At 59.5% G+C, this 19,140-nt stretch carries 11 protein-coding genes; 10 read left to right on the top strand and 1 reads right to left on the bottom strand.

Going from position 1 to position 19,140, the window contains the following annotated elements:
- The first annotated feature begins 75 nt into the window (after positions 1 to 75).
- From E1573_RS24455 to E1573_RS24430, 6 genes are all read left to right on the top strand, one after another.
- Positions 76 to 4,584, top strand: a complete 4,509-nt coding sequence (locus E1573_RS24455; protein WP_133217110.1) for an NEL-type E3 ubiquitin ligase domain-containing protein — start codon at positions 76 to 78, stop codon at positions 4,582 to 4,584.
- Between the two features lie 130 nt (positions 4,585 to 4,714).
- Positions 4,715 to 6,367 carry an acyl-CoA synthetase gene (locus E1573_RS24450; protein WP_133217109.1) on the top strand — a complete coding sequence of 551 codons (1,653 nt, stop codon included), beginning with the start codon at positions 4,715 to 4,717 and terminating at the stop codon, positions 6,365 to 6,367.
- A gap of 12 nt (positions 6,368 to 6,379) precedes the next feature.
- Positions 6,380 to 7,147 (top strand): SDR family NAD(P)-dependent oxidoreductase, encoded by a 768-nt coding sequence (locus tag E1573_RS24445; RefSeq protein WP_133217108.1) that lies wholly within the window; start codon positions 6,380 to 6,382, stop codon positions 7,145 to 7,147.
- A 17-nt stretch (positions 7,148 to 7,164) separates the two neighbouring features.
- Positions 7,165 to 8,358 (top strand): acetyl-CoA C-acyltransferase, encoded by a 1,194-nt coding sequence (locus E1573_RS24440; protein WP_133217107.1) that lies wholly within the window; start codon positions 7,165 to 7,167, stop codon positions 8,356 to 8,358.
- 8 nt (positions 8,359 to 8,366) lie between these two features.
- Complete coding sequence (locus tag E1573_RS24435; RefSeq protein ID WP_133217106.1) at positions 8,367 to 9,494, top strand: acyl-CoA dehydrogenase; 1,128 nt, start codon at positions 8,367 to 8,369, stop codon at positions 9,492 to 9,494.
- A 14-nt stretch (positions 9,495 to 9,508) separates the two neighbouring features.
- Positions 9,509 to 10,282 carry an enoyl-CoA hydratase gene (locus tag E1573_RS24430; protein ID WP_133217105.1) on the top strand — a complete coding sequence of 258 codons (774 nt, stop codon included), beginning with the start codon at positions 9,509 to 9,511 and terminating at the stop codon, positions 10,280 to 10,282.
- A 350-nt stretch (positions 10,283 to 10,632) separates the two neighbouring features.
- On the opposite strand, the gene E1573_RS24425 is transcribed toward E1573_RS24430, so the two are convergent.
- Positions 10,633 to 15,183, bottom strand: a complete 4,551-nt coding sequence (locus E1573_RS24425) for a DUF6543 domain-containing protein (RefSeq protein WP_133217104.1) — start codon at positions 15,181 to 15,183, stop codon at positions 10,633 to 10,635.
- A 196-nt stretch (positions 15,184 to 15,379) separates the two neighbouring features.
- Here E1573_RS24425 and pqqA point away from each other — a divergent pair, with 196 nt between their 5' ends.
- The 4 genes from pqqA to E1573_RS24405 all read left to right on the top strand — a co-directional run bounded on the left by pqqA (position 15,380) and on the right by E1573_RS24405 (position 19,004).
- Positions 15,380 to 15,451 carry a pyrroloquinoline quinone precursor peptide PqqA gene (gene pqqA, locus E1573_RS24420; protein WP_009394664.1) on the top strand — a complete coding sequence of 24 codons (72 nt, stop codon included), beginning with the start codon at positions 15,380 to 15,382 and terminating at the stop codon, positions 15,449 to 15,451.
- A gap of 150 nt (positions 15,452 to 15,601) precedes the next feature.
- The gene (gene ercA / locus E1573_RS24415; protein WP_133217103.1) at positions 15,602 to 16,765 is read left to right on the top strand and encodes an alcohol dehydrogenase-like regulatory protein ErcA; all 1,164 of its coding nucleotides are present in this window, start codon (positions 15,602 to 15,604) and stop codon (positions 16,763 to 16,765) included.
- Positions 16,749 to 18,416, top strand: a complete 1,668-nt coding sequence (locus tag E1573_RS24410) for a NahK/ErcS family hybrid sensor histidine kinase/response regulator (protein ID WP_133217102.1) — start codon at positions 16,749 to 16,751, stop codon at positions 18,414 to 18,416. The genes ercA and E1573_RS24410 overlap by 17 nt, the downstream gene beginning before the upstream one ends.
- Positions 18,417 to 18,599: 183 nt before the next feature.
- Positions 18,600 to 19,004: a TraR/DksA C4-type zinc finger protein gene (locus tag E1573_RS24405; RefSeq protein WP_133217101.1), complete on the top strand. Its 405-nt coding sequence runs from the start codon at positions 18,600 to 18,602 to the stop codon at positions 19,002 to 19,004.
- The last annotated feature ends 136 nt before the right edge of the window (positions 19,005 to 19,140 follow it).

Genomic DNA, 19,140 nt, shown 5'->3' with positions numbered 1-19,140 from the left:
AGCGAGGATTTTCCTTCTGCATTGATCGGCCTGAACAGCAGAGGCTGACGGTTCATTCCCTCATGGACGACCGTCATGGCGAACACTCCACCCGACGCTGGCCGAGCCGCTGTCGCAGCAAAGATCACCCATGCTACTGATGACTTTATCCAGGCTCGCCTGCCCGCCTGGTTGAAGCAGGCTTCACCTGAGCAGATCAACACACTGCGTGCCTGCTTTAGCGCGCATAACCGCTCCCAGGACCAGCTCCACCAGGTCATCGCCGGCATCATCTCCCCAGACGCCTACGCCGTTAAGCAACTGGAAACTTTTTTAACAGGGCCACTGGCGCTGGAGGACGACATTCGCTCGCTCTACTGGCGAGAAGTCAGGCGATCCTTTCGCGTCCCGCAGGGGGGGCAACTGCCAGAGGACACGATCTGGTTTGTCCATGAACCGGCCTTGCAGCGGTTGATGCAGAACTTTGAACCCGATGCGAGTTTTTACCTCGGTTCGGGCCTGGCCACGTCGAATAAAGACCCGGTTCCGGTAACCAGTCAGACCGATCTGGTCAGCGCGGAGACCGAGGCAATTGCATTGTTTTGCCGTGAAAATGATGCTGGTGCGGATTATCAGGCCCTCCTTGACCAGGCCTTCGACGAGTACGCCCTCACGACCTTGACGCATGACAAGCGAAGAGGGCTGGCACTGGCGGCAGAGATCGCCTCGATGAAGGGGCACATTGCGCCGGCCGAACTGGATATGTTGCGCTACCTGGTGGCGGACTCTGCACAGCCCCCCGCGCCAGGCGCAGGTTGGCGCGCCCTGACGTTCACCTTGCTCGATTGTGCGGTTGATGGTGCCTTGGCAGTTGAACAGCACGATGCCAGTGGTCAGGTGCTGCGCGTGGTGCTGTATTTGCCGGGTGCACCGGATCGGGAGTTGTATGGCTTTGCGTCCTGGCAGTTGTTGAACGATAGCTTGGCGGCAGTGCTGGGCAATCCACAGCATGATGAGTACCTGCGTCGCCGGGTCAGCCTCGGGCAATTGCCAGGGATGCTTGCCACTTTGCGCAAACGGCTTGCAGATGCCACGCCTGACCTGCAAGTGGCAGGCGTGGCAGCAGTTGGCGATATTTTCAACGGCCTGGCCATGCAGCAAGTTCAGCGCATTAAAGATGACGCCCGCAAGCTGTTGGTGCCGACAGACGATGCCGACCACGCCGCGACGGCAAAGCGACTGGAGGCGATGCGTAACGTTGGCCTGGTCATGTTGAACGTGGCGGGCTTGTTCGTGCCCGTAGTCGGGACCTTGCTACTGGCGCAGACAGCAGTAGAGCTGATCTCGGAAACCTTCGAAGGCGTGCGTGACTGGTCACGTGGTCATCAACATGAAGCGTTGGAGCACCTGTTGGGCGTGGCTGAAACCCTGGCAGTCGGGGCCGCAGTCGCTGCCGGTACCACGCTCATTGCCAAGGGCTTTGCGCGGAGCAAACTGGTGGATGGCCTGGTGCCGGTCACGAACGAGGCAGGTGACAACCGTTTATGGTCTGAAAACCTTCAGCCGTATGTAGCACAGAATGTACCCGAGCACACCGAGGTACTGGACAGTGGTTTGCACTCCGATGGTCAGCGCACATGGTGGCGGCACAACAACGCTTACTACCAGGTCCGCGAGCGTGAGGGGCGCTGGCAACTGCAGCATCCACAACGAGCGGACGCCTATGCCCCAACGTTGCAGTTTAACGGGGAGCGGAGTTGGGTCCTGAGTGTTGAGCGACCGTTTGAGTGGCAAGGCAATGCATTGCTGTTGAGTCGGTTGTGGCCTGAAGCAGCCAGCCTTGACGCGCAGCGTATTCAACAGATTTTGCAGGTTGCCGGTGTTGATCAGGATGAGCTGCGTGGCCTGTTGGTAGAGAACCGAGTATTGCCGGTCGGTCTGCGCGACACCCTGGAGCGCTTTAGCGTAGATGCGCAGGTCGATGCGTTTTTCACCGAGCTAGGGCAAACCTCGACAGGCGAAACGAATCAAGCGTTCTATTCCTGGTGTCTGGCACAGATCGACACGGCAGGTTTGAGCGATGCCGAGCAACGTGCCGAAGTGCTGGCAAACGCCTCGTCGTTGCGTGAAGGGCTGTTTGAGCACTTCGCCCGCCAATATGTACCTGCGCAGGACGGGTTGGCTTTGATCAAGCGAGACTTTCCTGGGTTACCGGATGCCTATGCGGCCTGTTTGCTCAAACAGGCCAGTGATGCAGATCGGCTGCGCATGAGCGAGCAACAACGCATTCCGCTGGCACTGGCCGAGCAAGCACGTTCACTGTTGCGTCATGCGCAACTGACGCGGACGCGCGAAGGTTTGTTCCTGCACAACAGCCTCCCAGCCGACACGGTCGACCTGGTGTTCAACCTGTTGCGCAAGCATGCCAACTGGCCAAGCAGTATCAACCTGGAATTACGACAAGGTTCTTCCAGTGGTCGGCGCCTGGCAGTGTTGAACACGCAGAGTCGAAGCGAGCATGTGATGGTGTGGCGCGAAGGTCGTTTTGAACTCAGCGATGGCCAGGGGCATGCCTTGGACCTTGAGATCGATGAGCCGGCAGGTTTGGCGCAAGTGCTGCTGGCCATTCTGCCAGAAGCCCAGCGGTCACGCTTGGGCTGGGCTGGCAGTAACGCTGTCGATCAGGTCCGCCAGGACTTGCAGGGTTGGCTACCCGCGCAGCCTGAGCAGCTGGAACGCATGCTGGGCTGGCCAAAGATCAAGCCTTGGTTCAATCCAGGGCAGCGCCTTGCTGATGGTCGGGTGGGGTATCTGCTCAGTGGCCGCGGGGAGGGGCGTAGTCACGCCGAGGAGACGTTGCTCAATCGTATCCGCGCCCTCTACTTCGGTTTCAATGATCAGCAAGCGGAAGCTTTTCTGAACCTGTTACTGCAGGCGGAAGGTTCGGCATTTGATAATTTGCTCAGTCAGGAGCAAGAGTACCAGCAACTGGATGAGACGCTGGCGGTTTGGGAGGCTGATGCGACACAACCGTCCGGCCCGGCTGCACGCCGGGAGGTTGCCGAGGAGCTACGGCGCTGCTGGCGACTGCAAAGTGATCGGGTCATGGACCATCACGGACAGTCGCAGGGTATGCGCTTGAGCCTGACCGGCACTGCTGTTCAGGCGTTGCCGGAACTACCGGCTCGAGTCGATTTCGGCCATGTCGCCGAGTTGGTGCTGGTGAATCTGCAGTTGCGCGAGTTGCCAACCATGTTTTTGCAGCGCTTCAGAAGGCTACGCAGGCTGAACCTGAGCGGTAACCGGCTTACCGCGTTGCCTGCAAACCTTGAGCAGCTCGATCAGCTCAGGACGCTGCAATTGAACAACAATCAGATCCGCATGACGCGGTCTGCGGCAACCATACTGGGCAATATGCGGCATTTACAGGCGTTGATGTTAAGCCATAACCCGCTGGGGGCCATCAGCCTGGGGGTTCGGGACCTGACACACCTGCATGAATTGCACTTGCGCAACTGCAGGTTGCAGACTGTGCCGTCGGATCTGATCTGGTGCACGTTGATCGAGCACGCCGACCTGCGCAATAACCATATCTCCAGCATTCCGGAAATCATTCTGCAAGCACCACGCTCTTTCCGAAGGGCATTGTTAACGCAGGGTAATCCTCTAAGCCTTGCAGTTCAGCAGCGCTTGCTTGCGCCTGACCCGGTAGTAGCATCGGCCGTGTTGGAGGGGCAGGCGGCCCGGGAGCTATGGACGCAGAATGCAGACGCTCAACTACAGCAAGCGCATGCCGCACTATGGGACAGCTTGCGGGGCGAGCCAGGCAGCGACGATTTTTTCCAGTTGGTCAGTGAACTGAGCGGCACCAGCGACTTTCGTCAGGTCCGCGACGATCTGGAGCGACGGGTCTGGGACATGTTCGAGGCTGCACAGCAAAACACCGAATTACGTCAGGAACTGTTCAACCTGGCCAGTAATCCCCGCACCTGTGTCGACAGTGTCGCTTCGTGCTTCAGCACCCTCGAAGTACGGGTTTTTGCCGCACGTGCCTTGCAGAGCAGCACGTCCGGCGGGGCTGGGCTAGCCCGCCTGGACCTGGCCAGACGGCTGTTTCGCCTGGATCAGGTCGAGCGGATTGCACGTGAGGACATCAACGCGCGCAGGACGCAAGGGCGCGGTGTCGATGAAATCGAAGTCAGCCTGGCCTATCGCAGTGGTCTGGCCGATGAGCTTGGCTTGCCGGGGCAGCCCAGCACCATGCAGTTTCAGGCCATTGCCGGGGTCAGCGACGCCATGCTCGCAGATGCTGCGCAAACCGTTCGTTCCGCAGAAAGCGGAGCGCAATTGGCGCAGTACATTAGCCAGCGGGATTTTTGGCTGGAGCACTTGCGCCGTGAACACGCCGAGCGCTTCACAACGGTCGAGCAACCGTTCTGGACACGGCTCGATGCGCTGACCGATGAAGAAGGCATCAGTGAGGGGACGTACCTGGAACAGGCCAACCAGCTGGCCAGTGAGCGTGAAGCGGCACTCAAGGCGTTGGCGCTGACGTTGACCGAAGAAGCCCTGGCAGCGGACTTGGCGGGCGAAGGAGCCGGTTAAACCGCCGCCCCGGGACAGGCCAAACCAGTCATCCAGTTTGACAGCTTTGGCCATTGTCCCGGGCGCCGTCCAGCGCGACTATCGTCAGATTCATGGTGTTACTCCAACAATAACAATCAGGAGTCTGACGATGCGTGATTACGCCGTAGCCGCGAGCGGCTTTGACTATCTCCAGGTGGCTGATGCAGCCTTGCACGGCAGCCTTGAAGGGCTCAACGCCTGTGTCGAATGCTGTGATCGGCATGTTGGCAGTGACAAGATTGCCCTGAACTGGGAAGGCCGAGACGGCCAGAGTGCCCAGTACAGCTTCGAGCAGTTGCAACAGCAGGCGGCACGCTTTGCCAACGTCCTGCGCGCTCAGGGAGTAGGGCCAGGTGATCGGGTTGCCGGTTTGCTGCCGCGGATTCCCGAGCTGCTGGTCACCGTGCTGGCCACTTGGCGATTGGGGGCTGTGTATCAACCGCTGTTCACTGCGTTTGGCCCTAAAGCCGTCGAGCATCGTGTGCATCAGTCCGGTGCGCGCGTGGTGATCACTGACCGCACCAATCGCGTCAAACTCGACGATGTGGTCGATTGCCCGTCGATCATTTGCATCGGCGCTGAAAGCGGCTCCACTGACCTGGATTTCCATCACGCCCTGCAGGCCGCCAGCGACCAATGCGAGCCGGTACTGCTCAACGGTGATGCGCCGTTCCTGATGATGTTCACCTCCGGCACGACTGGGCCGGCCAAACCCCTGCTGGTGCCACTGCGCGCGATTGTTGCCTTCCAGGGCTACATGCGCGACGCCATCGACCTGCGTGATGAAGACAACTTCTGGAACCTGGCCGACCCGGGCTGGGCCTATGGTTTGTATTACGCGGTGACTGGCCCGTTGGCGTTGGGGCATGCCACGACCTTTTTCGATGGGCCGTTCAGCGTCGAGAGCACCTGCAAGGTGATCGACAAGTACGCGATCACCAACCTGGCCGGGTCACCGACCGCCTATCGCCTGCTGATTGCTGCCGGTAACACCTTCTCCAGCCCGATCAAAGGCCGCCTGCGGGTGGTCAGTAGCGCCGGTGAGCCGCTTAACCCGGAAGTGATCCGCTGGTTTGGCGAGGAACTCGGCGTGACGATCCATGACCATTACGGGCAGACCGAACTGGGCATGGTGTTGTGCAACCACCACGGCCTGCAGCACCCGGTGCATCTGGGTTCGGCCGGCTATGCCATCCCTGGGCACCGCATTGTCGTACTCGACGAGCAGCACCAGGAATTGCCCGCCGGGCAGCCAGGCATTCTCGCCGTAGACCGTGAGCAGTCACCGTTGTGCTGGTTCGGCGGCTATCACGGTGTGCCAACCAAATCGATCGTCGGCAAGTATTACCTCAGCGGCGATACCGTTGAGCTTAACGCCGACGGCAGCATCAGTTTTGTGGGTCGCAGCGACGACGTCATCACCACTTCGGGCTACCGGGTAGGACCTTTTGATGTTGAGAGCGCGCTGATCGAGCACCCGGCGGTGATCGAGGCGGCAGTGGTCGGCAAACCGGACCCTGAGCGCACCGAACTGATCAAGGCGTTCGTGGTGCTGGCCAGCGGTCACCAAGCTGGTGAGGAATTGGCCGAAGCCCTGAAACAACACGTGCGTCAGCGTCTTTATGCCCACGCCTACCCACGGGAAATCGAATTCGTCAGCGAGCTGCCCAAAACCCCTAGCGGCAAGCTGCAGCGTTTCATCCTGCGCAACCAGGAAATTGCCAAACAACAAGCCGCGTTGGCCCAGACCGCCAGCGCTTGAGGACAGAGCATTATGCAGATTACCAACAAGAATTTCATTGTCAGCGGTGCGGCCTCGGGCCTGGGCGCTGCCACCGCAGAAATGCTCATCGCCGCTGGCGCCCAGGTGATGCTGGTCGACCTGAACGCTGAAGCCGTTCAGGCCAAAGCCGAGGCACTGGGCAGCAAGGCGCGCTTTGCCGTGGCCGACATCAGCCAGGAAGCGGCAGCCAAGGCGGCGGTCGATGCGGCCGTTACGGCCTTTGGCAGCTTGCACGGGCTGATTAACTGCGCCGGTGTTGTAGGTGCCGAAAAGGTGCTGGGCAAGAACGGCCCACACGGCCTGGACAGCTTCAGCCGGGTGATCAATATCAACCTGGTTGGCAGCTTCAACCTGCTGCGCCTGGCCGCTGCGGCCATGGCGGAAGGTCAAGCGAGCGCCGACGGTGAACGTGGCGTGATCATCAACACCGCGTCAATTGCTGCCTACGACGGTCAGATCGGGCAGGCGGCTTATGCCGCCTCCAAAGGCGCCATCGCCAGCCTGACCTTGCCTGCAGCCCGTGAGCTGGCGCGTTTCGGCATCCGTGTGATGACCATCGCCCCCGGCATTTTCGAAACGCCGATGATGGCCGGCATGACTCAAGAAGTGCGCGACTCGCTGGCCGCTGGGGTGCCGTTCCCGCCGCGCCTGGGTCGTCCGCAAGAATACGCAGCACTCGCTAAGCACATCATTGAAAACAGCATGCTCAATGGCGAGGTGATCCGTCTCGACGGCGCCTTGCGCATGGCTGCCAAGTAATTGCAGGAGAATCTGACATGACCCTCGCCAACGACCCGATTGTAATTGTCAGCGCTGTGCGCACCCCGATGGGGGGGCTGCAAGGCGACCTGAAAAGCCTGACTGCACCACAACTGGGGGCCGTCGCCATCCGCGCCGCCGTCGAGCGTGCCGGAGTGGCTGCCGACAGCGTCGAGCAAGTGCTGTTCGGCTGTGTACTGCCCGCCGGTCTCGGCCAGGCGCCTGCACGGCAGGCTGCACTGGGGGCCGGGCTGAACAAGTCGACTACCTGTACCACGCTGAACAAAATGTGCGGCTCGGGCATGCAGGCCGCGATCATGGCGCATGATCTGCTGCTGGCAGGCACTGCCGATGTGGTGGTGGCTGGGGGTATGGAAAGCATGTCCAATGCGCCGTACCTGCTGGACAAAGCGCGCAGCGGCTATCGCATGGGGCACGGCAAGATCATCGACCACATGTTCTTCGATGGCCTTGAAGATGCCTACGACAAAGGGCGCCTGATGGGCACCTTTGCCGAAGACTGTGCAGAAACCAATGACTTCACGCGTCAGCAACAAGACGACTTTGCCATTGCCTCGTTGACCCGCGCACAGCAGGCAATCAAGGACGGCAGCTTTGCCAGTGAAATCGTCCCGGTGCAAATTACCGAAGGCAAAACCCAGCGTCTGATCAGCGACGACGAGCAACCACCGAAAGCCCGTCTGGACAAGATCCCGCAGCTCAAACCAGCCTTCCGTGACGGCGGAACAGTTACCGCAGCGAACTCCAGCTCGATTTCCGACGGTGCCGCAGCACTGGTGCTGATGCGCCGCTCGCAGGCGGAAAAACAAGGGCTCAAACCGCTGGCGGTGATTCATGGCCATGCCGCGTTTGCTGATACCCCTGCATTGTTTCCGACCGCTCCGATTGGCGCGATCGACAAGTTGATCAAGCGCACCGGCTGGAACCTGGCCGATGTCGATCTGTTCGAGATCAACGAAGCCTTTGCCGTGGTGACCCTGGCAGCAATGAAGCACCTGGACCTGCCCCATGACAAGGTCAACGTCCATGGTGGCGCTTGTGCCCTGGGCCATCCGATCGGTGCCTCGGGCGCGCGGATTCTGGTTACCTTGCTGGCGGCCTTGCGCCAGAAAGGTTTGCGTCGTGGCGTTGCCGCCATCTGCATTGGTGGTGGTGAAGCCACTGCGATGGCCGTCGAGTGTCTGTACTGAGGTGCACCATGCTAGTAACTGAAGAACAACAGCAAATCAGCGATGCCGTCCGTCAATTCGCTCAGGAGCGTCTGCGGCCGTTTGCCGAACAATGGGACCGTGAACATCGCTTTCCTAAGGAGGCCATTGCCGAAATGGCTGAGCTGGGGCTGTTCGGCATGCTGGTGCCTGAGCAGTGGGGTGGCAGCGATACCGGCTATGTGGCCTACGCCATGGCCCTGGAAGAAATCGCTGCGGGCGATGGTGCCTGCTCGACCATCATGAGCGTGCATAACTCGGTGGGCTGCGTGCCGATCCTCAAGTTCGGCAACGAGCAGCAGAAGCAGCAATTCCTCACGCCGCTGGCCAGTGGTGCGATGCTCGGTGCTTTCGCCCTGACCGAGCCGCAAGCAGGCTCCGATGCCAGCAGCCTGAAAACCCGAGCACGCCGTGACGGCGATCACTATGTGCTCAATGGCTGCAAACAGTTCATCACTTCCGGGCAGAACGCCGGGGTGGTGATCGTGTTTGCAGTGACCGACCCTGAGGCCGGCAAACGTGGCATCAGTGCCTTTATCGTGCCTACGGATTCGCCGGGTTACCAAGTGGCCAGGGTTGAAGACAAACTCGGTCAGCACGCCTCGGACACCTGCCAGATCGTCTTTGAAAATGTGCGCGTGCCGGTGGCCAATCGCTTGGGCGAAGAGGGCGAAGGCTACAAAATCGCTCTGGCCAACCTTGAGGGCGGGCGTATCGGCATTGCGTCGCAATCGGTAGGCATGGCCCGCGCCGCCTTTGAGGCGGCTCGTGACTATGCCCGCGAACGTGAAAGTTTCGGCAAAGCGCTGATCGAACACCAAGCGGTGGCCTTCCGTCTGGCCGACATGGCAACCCGCATTGCGGTGGCGCGGCAGATGGTCTTGCATGCCGCGTCGCTGCGTGATGCCGGGCGCCCGGCGCTGGTCGAAGCGTCGATGGCCAAGCTGTTTGCCTCGGAAATGGCCGAAAAGGTCTGCTCGGATGCCTTGCAGACTTTGGGTGGTTATGGCTATCTGAGCGACTTTCCGCTGGAGCGGATTTACCGCGATGTGCGGGTCTGCCAGATTTACGAAGGTACCAGCGATATTCAGCGCATGGTCATTGCGCGCAATCTTTGACGGGAGCAGCTTGCATGTCATTTGAAACCATTTTGTTGGACATCCACGGCAAGGTCGGCCTGATTACCCTCAACCGGCCGCAAGCGCTCAATGCGCTGAACGCGCAGATCGTCGGTGAGATCAATCAGGCACTGGATCAGCTGGAAAAAGACCCGAACATCGGCTGCGTGGTGCTCACCGGGTCGGCCAAAGCCTTTGCCGCCGGGGCCGACATCAAGGAAATGGCCGACCTGCGTTACCCGCAGATCTATGTCGATGACCTGTTCAGCGATGCTGACCGCGTCGCCAACCGCCGCAAGCCGATCATTGCCGCAGTGTCGGGCTTCGCCCTGGGCGGAGGCTGTGAACTGGCGATGATGTGCGACTTCATTCTGGCCGCTGACAACGCCAAGTTCGGCCAGCCGGAAATCAACCTCGGCGTGCTGCCGGGTATGGGCGGCACCCAGCGCCTGACCCGCGCTGTGGGCAAGGCCAAAGCCATGGAGCTGTGCCTCAGTGGTCGCCTGATGGGCGCTGAAGAGGCCGAGCGTGCGGGCTTGGTGGCGCGTGTGGTACCACAGGAACAACTGCTCGAAGAAGCCTTGAAGGTCGCGGCCAGCATCGCCAGCAAGTCAATCCCAGTGAGCATGATGATCAAGGAAAGCGTCAACCGCGCCTTTGAGGTCACCCTGAGCGAAGGCGTGCGTTTTGAGCGTCGTGTGTTCCACGCGGCCTTCGCCACTGAAGACCAGAAGGAAGGCATGGCGGCGTTTGTCGCCAAGCGTGAAGCGCAGTTCAAAGACCGCTGATCTGCTTGCCCGAAGTGACCATCGACCATGAAGCCAGCTCCCGGTGGGAGCTGGCTTGCCCTGCGATCTGACGCGAAGCGGCAGCAATTCAGTCGCTTCGGTATGTCCGTTGACTTGCAAGCAGATGTTTTTACGGTCGCTGCGCAGCCAATCGCGGGGCAAGGCCCGCTCCCACCGGGTCTACCCTGCTGCTAGCGAAGCGCATTCACCGCTCTCACTCCAGATTCTATTCCTTCCTCAAGACACAAGCGGGTTTGCTGTGGGAGCGGGCTTGCCCCGCGATGCGATGTGTCTGATAGGCCGCAATCGCGAGGCAAGTCGGGTCACCGCACCGCCGCTACCACTGTGACCTACAGATTAAAAAAGTACTGTTTCGCAGATGCCGTACTGATGGGGCTACGGTACACCTCGGTGGTCTGCCCGGTAGTGGCATCGACATGGACTCGTCCACGCCAGTAGCGCTGCGTAGCGGTCTTCAAGTGCCCGGCGACGAAAGCGGTTTTCGCGGCGTCTTCGCTCAGGTAATGAAAGTGGGCGTAACACAGCGGCTCGCCGTTCTGGCGGATCTCGTACTCGTCAAAGTAATCGTCCAGCCGCCCCTTTACCTTGGGTAGCAACCTGCGGTTGCCAGTCGACTGGATGCTTACCCGGTTGTGTTGCAGCAGGTACTCCAGCTCACCCATCCGAGGCGGTTGCTTGAGGGCGACGCTGATACGCAGCACCTGAGCCTGTTCGGACAGCACCTGAGCCTGTGTGCCCAGCGCGTCGATCATTTGCTGCGCCGAATCCTCCACCGGGGTGCCGGCAGCGGTGTCATCAGCCAGGCGTTGGCGCAGGGCATCACGCTGACTGAGAACACGTTGCTGTTGGTGCAGGAGCATATCCTCGATATCAGCAGGCACGTAGTTCCACGCAGCGCGCGATTCCAGAAACCTCAAATCCTTGTTGGAATTCTGAATCAGCATTTCACCTTTTTTCAGCAATCGCGCCCAGCTTTGCTGGCTTGTAGCCGAGGCCACGGGAGCGGGAGGTTCCGCGACTTTCTCCCAACCGCTTTGCCCCTGGCGATAGGTGGCCAGGCGGTTTTTGTCGTTGGCGTCGTAGATATCGACGAGGCTGTCGTCCCCCTCTCGCGGTGTGCCGAACAGTAACCCTTGATCGCGGGTTTCGATCAAACCGGGTGCCTGCTGTTGGAGCTGCTCGACGGTGGCAGTGGGGGGGTAGTCAGAGAGGGCGTTCTGAATGTCCTGGGTGACAAAAGCCAGGTCTTTGCGCAGCGCCAGAACGATTTTCTGTTGCCTGGCTTCACCCAATTCGGGCGCCAGGTTATCCAGACGGCGGTTGGCGCCTGCGAGGATGCCCGCCATGTCTCTGAGCAACTGAGCTTTCAGGTCTTCGCTGGCATCCTCCAGTGCATACAGGCGTAAACGCTGGGATTTGAACAGGTCCAGGTTGTTCCAGAAGTGATCGAGCAGTACAACGGTTCGCGAGTCCCAGTCGGGGTTTAGAACCAGCTTCTCGTAGTTGATTTCAAGGCGCAGGAGATGGGCGTAGAAAATAGCCTTGTCGGGATTTTGCTGGAGCAGTTGATCGGCGCTCAGATTCATCTCGCGAATCTCGGGCCTGTAGTTGCTGTCCAGTTGGCGCAGTTGTTCACGGGTCAGGGGAAGCTGTTCACTGCTGACCACGATGTCATCCAGTTGCGGTGTCATGTCATCGAGGATCTGCAGGGCCTCACGCCAGTTTTCGGCAGTGGTGCTGCCCGCTGCGTCAGTTAATGCGGCCGTTTCCGCCTCAGCCCTGATCTGGTCCATGTACAGATCAAATTTTTGTTTTCGCAGTGCGATTATGTTGATGAGTGCTTTTTGCTTGGTCCATTGGATGGCGAATTTTTGAAAGAGGCCAAGCGACAACGCAGACTTGTAGTTCACCAGCGGTATCACTTCATTTTTTGCCTTGAGCGTGCTCAGGTAGTCAGTCCAATAAGTATCCAATGTGCGCAGCTTGTCGGCGGCATTGCTCAGAATGGTCAGCTCCTGGAACTTGTCGATCACCAGGGCAAGTTTGTTGAGTTCCTTCTGGCGTTCCGGCACGTGGGTCGTGAGCGCGTCAAAGGCCGCGCGCAGTTCCTGTAGGCGCAGTTCGTTTTCCGCTTTGCGCTGTGCGATACGACTGTTACGTGGCATGCCGCCGCGCAGGCGCAAGCCAAGGTCAAGTTGCCAGCGCCCTTGTTGATCTCTGCACAACCATGGGCCCAGCGACTGTGTATCGGTTGCGTTGACGATACGTGGCTGCTCGCTGTGCGGGTCGAGTTCAACCCGATAAACAGCGTCTTCCAGGCGTACCCATAACTGATCATCGTGCGGGTATAAGCCACGCTGAGCTCCGCTGATGATCGGCATGCCCAGTTCGTTTGTGGTCAATGTCGCTTGCAGTTGCTCAAGTGCCTGACGCTGCGCTTTGCTGAGCCGCTGATCGGGTTGCGACCAGCTGTAGTCCAAGGCAGCAGCCTGTGCCGGGCTTGGTGCTAACGGCTGAGAGGTGGGTGTTTCAATGGGCTCGGTCGTCTGTGGCTTCGCTTCCAGCGGACGGTGGGCATGGGTGAGCAGCAGGACGGCGATGCTCGACAACAGGTTGGCCAAGGTAACACGCCGATTCGCCGGGTCTCGTTTGTTGGCGGCGTCGACAAACTGAATAAAGGCCGTTTCCATCTGCACCAGCCACGCCGCACGCACCAGCGTCGGGCCTGCCAGCGGCAGCAGGGTGTTGAACAACAGCCAGCCCAGTTGCTCCCAACGCGCCCAGCGGGTTGCGCTGGTACTGCGGGCGTTGGCTTCGAAGTGCGCGATGGTTTCTTCGACGCAGGCCGGATAGAGCGTGGCGATCAGGTCGGTGAGCGGTGCCTGTGTCGACAACTGAGGCGGTGCGGGGGTGTGGGTCGGCACCGTGAAGGAATCTTCCACCGAGAACGGCAAATGCGGTTCCTGGAAGCCACCATGGGCATAAATGGTGCGGGCAGTGGCAGGCAGACGATTGAGCAGGTCGTCCTGCAACTGACCGGCCGTACTGATGGCTGTGAACAAGGCGCGGCGATCGGCGAACTCAAGCAATGGCTCGGTTGCCATCGGTCGGTATAGCACACAGCAGCCAACGCCGGCCTGGTCGGGCTCGATCAGCCAAGTGTTCTGCGGTTGATCGGGCGTGGCCCCCGGCTCGCTGATAAAACCCAGGGGGCGCAACACCCACGCGCACGGCAGGCTATCGGTAACGTGGTGGAAGATCTGGCAGATGCCGTCGACAGCGGTGATGCTCAAGTGCTCGCCATGCAGATGGTGCTCCATGGCCAGGGCAGGCATCTGCGTGGCGAGTTGTGCGGCCAGCAGGCGCTGACGTTGCTGGCGTTGATCGTCATCGCTCAGCAATGTGCTGCGCAGCATGTGTGGGTAGGTGGTTGCAATATCCAACTCGCTGATCAGGGTGCGCAGGTAGTCTTCGCTAAACCAGTCGGGTAATTGGGCGCCGGAGTGTGTTTTCAGCTCGACTTGCCCGGGCTTGAGCAGCCCGAGATTACCGATGGCCAGCTGTGCAAGGGAAAAGCGTACCGTTGTGACGGTGCCATCGCTGATCAGGCTGTCCTGGCCGGGAATGGCTGCTGCCTCGACCTGGTGATTGATCACTTCGACGTCCCAGGGCTCCAGGCCGTTGTCGGGGTGGTCGGCGTGAAGGTGTTCGGCAAGTTTTTTGTAGGCAAAGTGTTCGGCGTCATCGACGCCGTCGAGCCAGAATTGTCCGTTGGCCGCTTCGTAACCTCTGGCCACGGCGCTCAACATGGCACTGTAGCGGGAAAGCGCCGAACTGTCGGCGTTGATCAGCCAATCGGGTAATTGGCTGATCAGCTGTTGGCGGTTGGCCGGCTCGTTGCTGTTGCACTCATCGATCATCGAGGTCAGGCGGTCGATATCAAGGCTTAGCTGCACAGCCTCGTATTGCGAGTGACAGCTATCCGCCACGCTGGTGAGGGCACGTAGTTGTTGGTCGAGCAGGCCGCGTGCCTGCTGTTCAAACATGCGTACTGGTGCGCTCTGCAGATGCAGGCGTGGCTGCCATTCAGGCTGATGGGACCAACGCTGGCCGAGCGCTTCAAACACGGCATCGCGTGACGCGAAGGCAGTCAATTGGCCGGTCAGGGTATAAAGCAATAGGCTCGCATGTTCGTTGGCCGGGTGCTTTGGCTCGATCAGCAAGGCACTGGCCAGATCAGCGTCCAGCTTGCCCTGTTCACTGAGGTCGAGCGTTAGCAGCGACACGTCAGGGTGTTCACTGTCGGCGTGCCGCTCGTGCGCATCGGCGGCAGTGTGCAACTTGACCAGGCTTGCCATGTGGGTCGTTTCTGGCGTCAGGGTCCGCGCCTTCACACTGGATTCGATTGCGCTGTGATACTGGTCGGCCAGGTACTGTGTGTACCACTGCCAGGGCGTCTGTTCTGAATCGTCGGCGGTATTCCAATAGTCGATCAGGGCCTGTTGATAGATCTCGATAACCAGTGGTCCGCAGTCGTTGATCAGCAATTCAACCGCATGCAAGTCAATATCAAGCCCCCATTGGCTATCAGGGGCGGCAATGATCAGGTCCTGTTTTTCATCGAGGTTCAGGGTCTGGCGTCGGCAAAAGCGTTCCACCAGTACGTGTTGCAGCGGGCGAACGAAACGTTGCTGTGGTGTTGACGTTTTGCTGGAGAGGAACAGCGTCAGGGGGGCATGGTTGCTTATTTCGCGAGCCTGCCACAGCTCGGTCAGGAGCTGGCCGGCAACGCCAAAAAGCGTTGGGCGCTCACTGAAGGTGCGGGTCAATCGGCAATCGAAAAGGTTGGCTATCGCGGTGTTGGCTGAGAGGTGAGTCATGGTCGCTATTGTGCTCAGTGCAAAGGGAGCGACTATCAAGCCTTCCCGCTGCAGCGAGGGTGCGGTAGCTAAGTAGCACCTGGCGTGTTCTCCGGGAGCGTGACCGAATCGGTTCCAAAGTAGCATTTGAGCCACATCGGCATCGGTGTATTACTGAATACGCCGCAATTGAGTGGTGCCAAAGGAGGCTGAATCGATGTGGAAGAAACCTGCGTTCACGGATCTGCGTATTGGTTTTGAAGTCACGATGTACTTCGCCAACCGTTGATTCATTAGCGTGTCGATACAGTCACCGGCATCGGCCATTGTTCGCAACGGTCGGTGCCGGTGATAGGTGCCCGGAAGGGCGCATTGCAATGCCGGCTGGATGCTTTAGGCTGAGGCTCACTACTCCTAGAACAACAAGAATAGGCGTTTCATGAGCCCCAATCTGAGCCAGTTGCGCAAGTTCGTTTCCCCGGAAATCATCTTTGGTGCCGGTTGTCGGCATCACGTCGCCAACTACGCGCGTACCTTCGGCGCCCGCAAGGTGTTGCTGGTCACTGACCCAGGAGTGATTGCCGCCGGTTGGGTGGCGGATATCGAGGCCAGCTTGCAAGGGCAAGGTATCGACTACTGCCTGTACGCCGAAGTATCGCCCAATCCGCGGGTCGAAGAAGTCATGAGTGGCGCCGAGCGTTATCGCAGTGAACAATGCGATGTGATTGTGGCGGTTGGCGGTGGCAGTCCGATGGATTGCGCCAAAGGCATCGGCATTGTCGTCGCCCATGGTCGGCACATCCTTGAATTTGAGGGTGTCGATACCATTCGTGTGCCCAGCCCGCCGCTGATTCTGGTGCCGACCACTGCAGGGACGTCAGCAGATGTTTCGCAGTTCGTGATCATTTCCAACCAACAGCAACGCATGAAGTTCTCGATTGTCAGCAAGGCGGTGGTGCCGGATGTGTCGTTGATTGACCCTGAAACGACCTTGAGCATGGATCCGTTTCTGTCCGCCTGTACCGGTATCGACGCCCTGGTGCATGCCATCGAGGCGTTCGTCTCCACCGGCCATGGGCCATTGACCGACCCCCATGCCCTCGAAGCCATCCGCTTGATCAACGGCCATCTGGTGGAGATGATCGCCAACCCACAGGATATCGCCCTGCGCGAAAAAATCATGCTGGGCAGCATGCAGGCCGGGTTGGCGTTCTCCAATGCCATCCTCGGTGCCGTGCACGCCATGTCGCATAGCCTCGGTGGTTTTCTCGATCTGCCCCACGGCTTGTGCAATGCGGTGCTGGTTGAGCATGTGGTGGCCTTTAATTACAGCGCCGCACCGGAGCGCTTCAAAGTGATTGCTCAGACCTTGGGCATTGACTGCCGTGGGCTTAATCATGAACAAGTACGGCGCCGCCTGGTTGAGCATTTGATCGCCCTTAAACATGCCGTGGGCTTTCACGAAACCCTGGGGCTGCATGGTGTAGGCAGCAGTGACATTCCGTTTTTGTCCCGCCATGCCATGGGTGATCCATGCATATTGACCAACCCACGAAGCTCCAGCCAGCGTGATGTCGAGGTTGTGTATGGCGAAGCCCTCTGATCCAGGCAATGATGCACTGGCAGGCTTGCTGGGCCTGAGCAATCACACGGTACGCAAAAGCCACTATCCAGAATTGGCGGCACGTTTGGACGAGTTGGAGGCTGAGCGCAACCGTTATAAATGGCTGTTCGAACACGCTGTACACGGGATCTTTCAGGCCAGCCTGGAGCAGGGCATGCGTGCCGCCAATCCGGCGTTGGCACGCATGCTCGGTTATCCGGATCCCCAGGCGGTGATGTTCTCGCGTCTGGACCTGGCCAGTGAATTGTTTGTGGGCGGCGCTGGTGAACTGCTCGCGATTGTCCAGGTGTTGCAGCGCGAACATGCGCTGCTGGGCTATGAGACGCGCTTGCGCCGGCGTGACGGCAGCAGCATCGATGTGTTGATGAACCTGTTGTTGCGGCCCGATGAAGAGGGGGTCGTTGAAGGTTTCGTCGCTGACATTACCGAACGCAAGCAAGCCCAGGCGCGCTTGCAACAACTTAATGATGAATTGGAGCAGCGTGTTGCCGAGCGCACCAACGAGTTGATCGAAGCCCGTGATGCTGCCCAGGCGGCCAATCTGAGTAAAGACAAATACCTCGCGGCGGCCAGCCATGATCTGCTGCAGCCGCTCAATGCTGCCCGTTTGCTGATCTCGACGCTGCGTGAGCGCGTACTGGCGCAGCCCGAGCAGGTATTGGTGGAGCGGGCGCATCAGGCGCTTGAAGGTGCTGAAGACTTATTGACTGACCTGCTCGACATTTCGCGACTGGACCAGGCTGCGATCAAGCCCGATCTGGACCTGTATCGGCTGGATGAAGTGCTGTGTCCGCTCGCTTCGGAGTTTCAACCGGTAGCCGAGGCCGCTGGGTTGTGTTTGCAGGTGCGCAGTGGCGAGCGGGTGGTGCGTACCGACCTACGCTTGTTGACGCGTATATTGCGTAACTTCCTCAGCAATGCCTGTCGATACACCATGCACGGTCGTGTGCTGTTGGGCTGGCGGCAGCGAGGTAGCAATTTGCGCATCGAAGTGTGGGATACCGGACGCGGCATTGCAGAGGATCGTCTGCAATCGATTTTCCTTGAGTTCAACCAGCTTGATGTCGGGCGTGCAGCGGATCGCAAAGGCGTCGGCTTGGGCTTGGCGATCGTCGAGCGTATTGCCAGTATCCTTGATTACCAGGTGCAGGTGCGCTCCTGGCCTGGGCGTGGTTCGGTGTTCAGCATCGACGTGCCACTGTCTGCCGGGCAACCGCTGCAGAACTTGCCTCTGTTACCTTTGGCAACCGTTGGTGACCCGCTACCGGGACGGCGTTTGTTGGTGCTCGACAATGAGCTGAGCATTCGTCAGAGCATGGCTTCGTTGCTGGTTCAGTGGGGCTGTCAGGTCGTAACAGCCAGCGATCTGGAGGATGCCCTAAGTGCCTTGGGTGATGTTGCACCTGAGCTGGTACTGGCAGATTTCCACCTTGATCAGGGGCTGACGGGGTGTGATGTGGTGCGTGACCTGCGAACACATTTCGCCTGTGCAATCCCGGCGGTGATGATTACCGCTGACCGCAGTGAGCAAAGTCGTCGGGCAATGCAGACGTTGCAGGCGCCCTTGCTCAACAAACCGGTGAAACCTGGAAAGTTGCGGGCGGTATTGAGCCAGTTATTGGCCGATTAGCGGGTTCCAGGCCGTTTCGACCTATTGCGCTGTCATTTTTGTTGCCCAGTACGGCTTGGAGCCTTAGACTGCCGCCCCTCGTAAATAGAGTGCCGCAGGGTGCTTGAAGAATTCCGCCGTCGGCGAACTGTCGGTGATGGCAATCCAATCGCTTAAATGCACGTTATTTTCATAGAGAAATCGATGACCAAGGAAAAGTTGCTGGCCATGCCGGCCGATGACTACATGAACGCCGAGCAACTGGCGTTCTTCACCGAGTTGCTGAAGTCGATGAAAGTCGAGACCCAGGAGCGCATCGAACAGAGCCGCATCACTATCGAGAGCCTGGACAGCCCGGCCGATCCGGCGGATGCCGCGTCCGTCGAGGAAGAGCGCCACTGGTTGGTCAACGCCATCGAGCGCGACCAGCGCCTGTTGCCGCAACTGGAAATGGCCCTGAGCCGAATCGCCGACGACAGCTTCGGCTGGTGCGACGACAGCGGCGAGCCAATTGGCCTCAAGCGCTTGCTGATCAGTCCGACCACCAAGTACTGCATCGAAGCCCAAGAGCGGCACGAGCAGATCGACAAGCACCAGCGTCAGATCTGACCCGCAGTTCGGCCAAGGCCCCGTGGAGCGATCTGCGGGGCCTTGACGTTTCTCGCCCAGGCTTTGTTGCGATTGATGCAACACAGCTATGCCGGCAATAGCTTTTTCCGCTGTCAGTGCGGGCGTATGATGACAA

The sequence above is a fragment of the Pseudomonas sp. H9 genome (assembly GCF_004353925.1).
In the GTDB taxonomy this organism is placed as follows: domain Bacteria; phylum Pseudomonadota; class Gammaproteobacteria; order Pseudomonadales; family Pseudomonadaceae; genus Aquipseudomonas.
Note: the sequence above shows the minus strand (reverse complement) of the source record. Positions and strands in the feature narration are given on the sequence as shown.

Excerpts from the sequence above, each read along its gene's own strand:
- E1573_RS24455 (WP_133217110.1), top strand. The coding sequence starts at position 76 with ATGGCGAACACTCCACCCGACGCTGGCCGAGCCGCTGTCGCAGCAAAG.
- E1573_RS24450 (WP_133217109.1), top strand. The coding sequence starts at position 4,715 with ATGCGTGATTACGCCGTAGCCGCGAGCGGCTTTGACTATCTCCAGGTG.
- E1573_RS24445 (WP_133217108.1), top strand. The coding sequence starts at position 6,380 with ATGCAGATTACCAACAAGAATTTCATTGTCAGCGGTGCGGCCTCGGGC.
- E1573_RS24440 (WP_133217107.1), top strand. The coding sequence starts at position 7,165 with ATGACCCTCGCCAACGACCCGATTGTAATTGTCAGCGCTGTGCGCACC.
- E1573_RS24435 (WP_133217106.1), top strand. The coding sequence starts at position 8,367 with ATGCTAGTAACTGAAGAACAACAGCAAATCAGCGATGCCGTCCGTCAA.
- E1573_RS24430 (WP_133217105.1), top strand. The coding sequence starts at position 9,509 with ATGTCATTTGAAACCATTTTGTTGGACATCCACGGCAAGGTCGGCCTG.
- E1573_RS24425 (WP_133217104.1), bottom strand. The coding sequence starts at position 15,183 with ATGACTCACCTCTCAGCCAACACCGCGATAGCCAACCTTTTCGATTGC.
- ercA (WP_133217103.1), top strand. The coding sequence starts at position 15,602 with ATGAGCCCCAATCTGAGCCAGTTGCGCAAGTTCGTTTCCCCGGAAATC.
- E1573_RS24410 (WP_133217102.1), top strand. The coding sequence starts at position 16,749 with ATGGCGAAGCCCTCTGATCCAGGCAATGATGCACTGGCAGGCTTGCTG.
- E1573_RS24405 (WP_133217101.1), top strand. The coding sequence starts at position 18,600 with ATGACCAAGGAAAAGTTGCTGGCCATGCCGGCCGATGACTACATGAAC.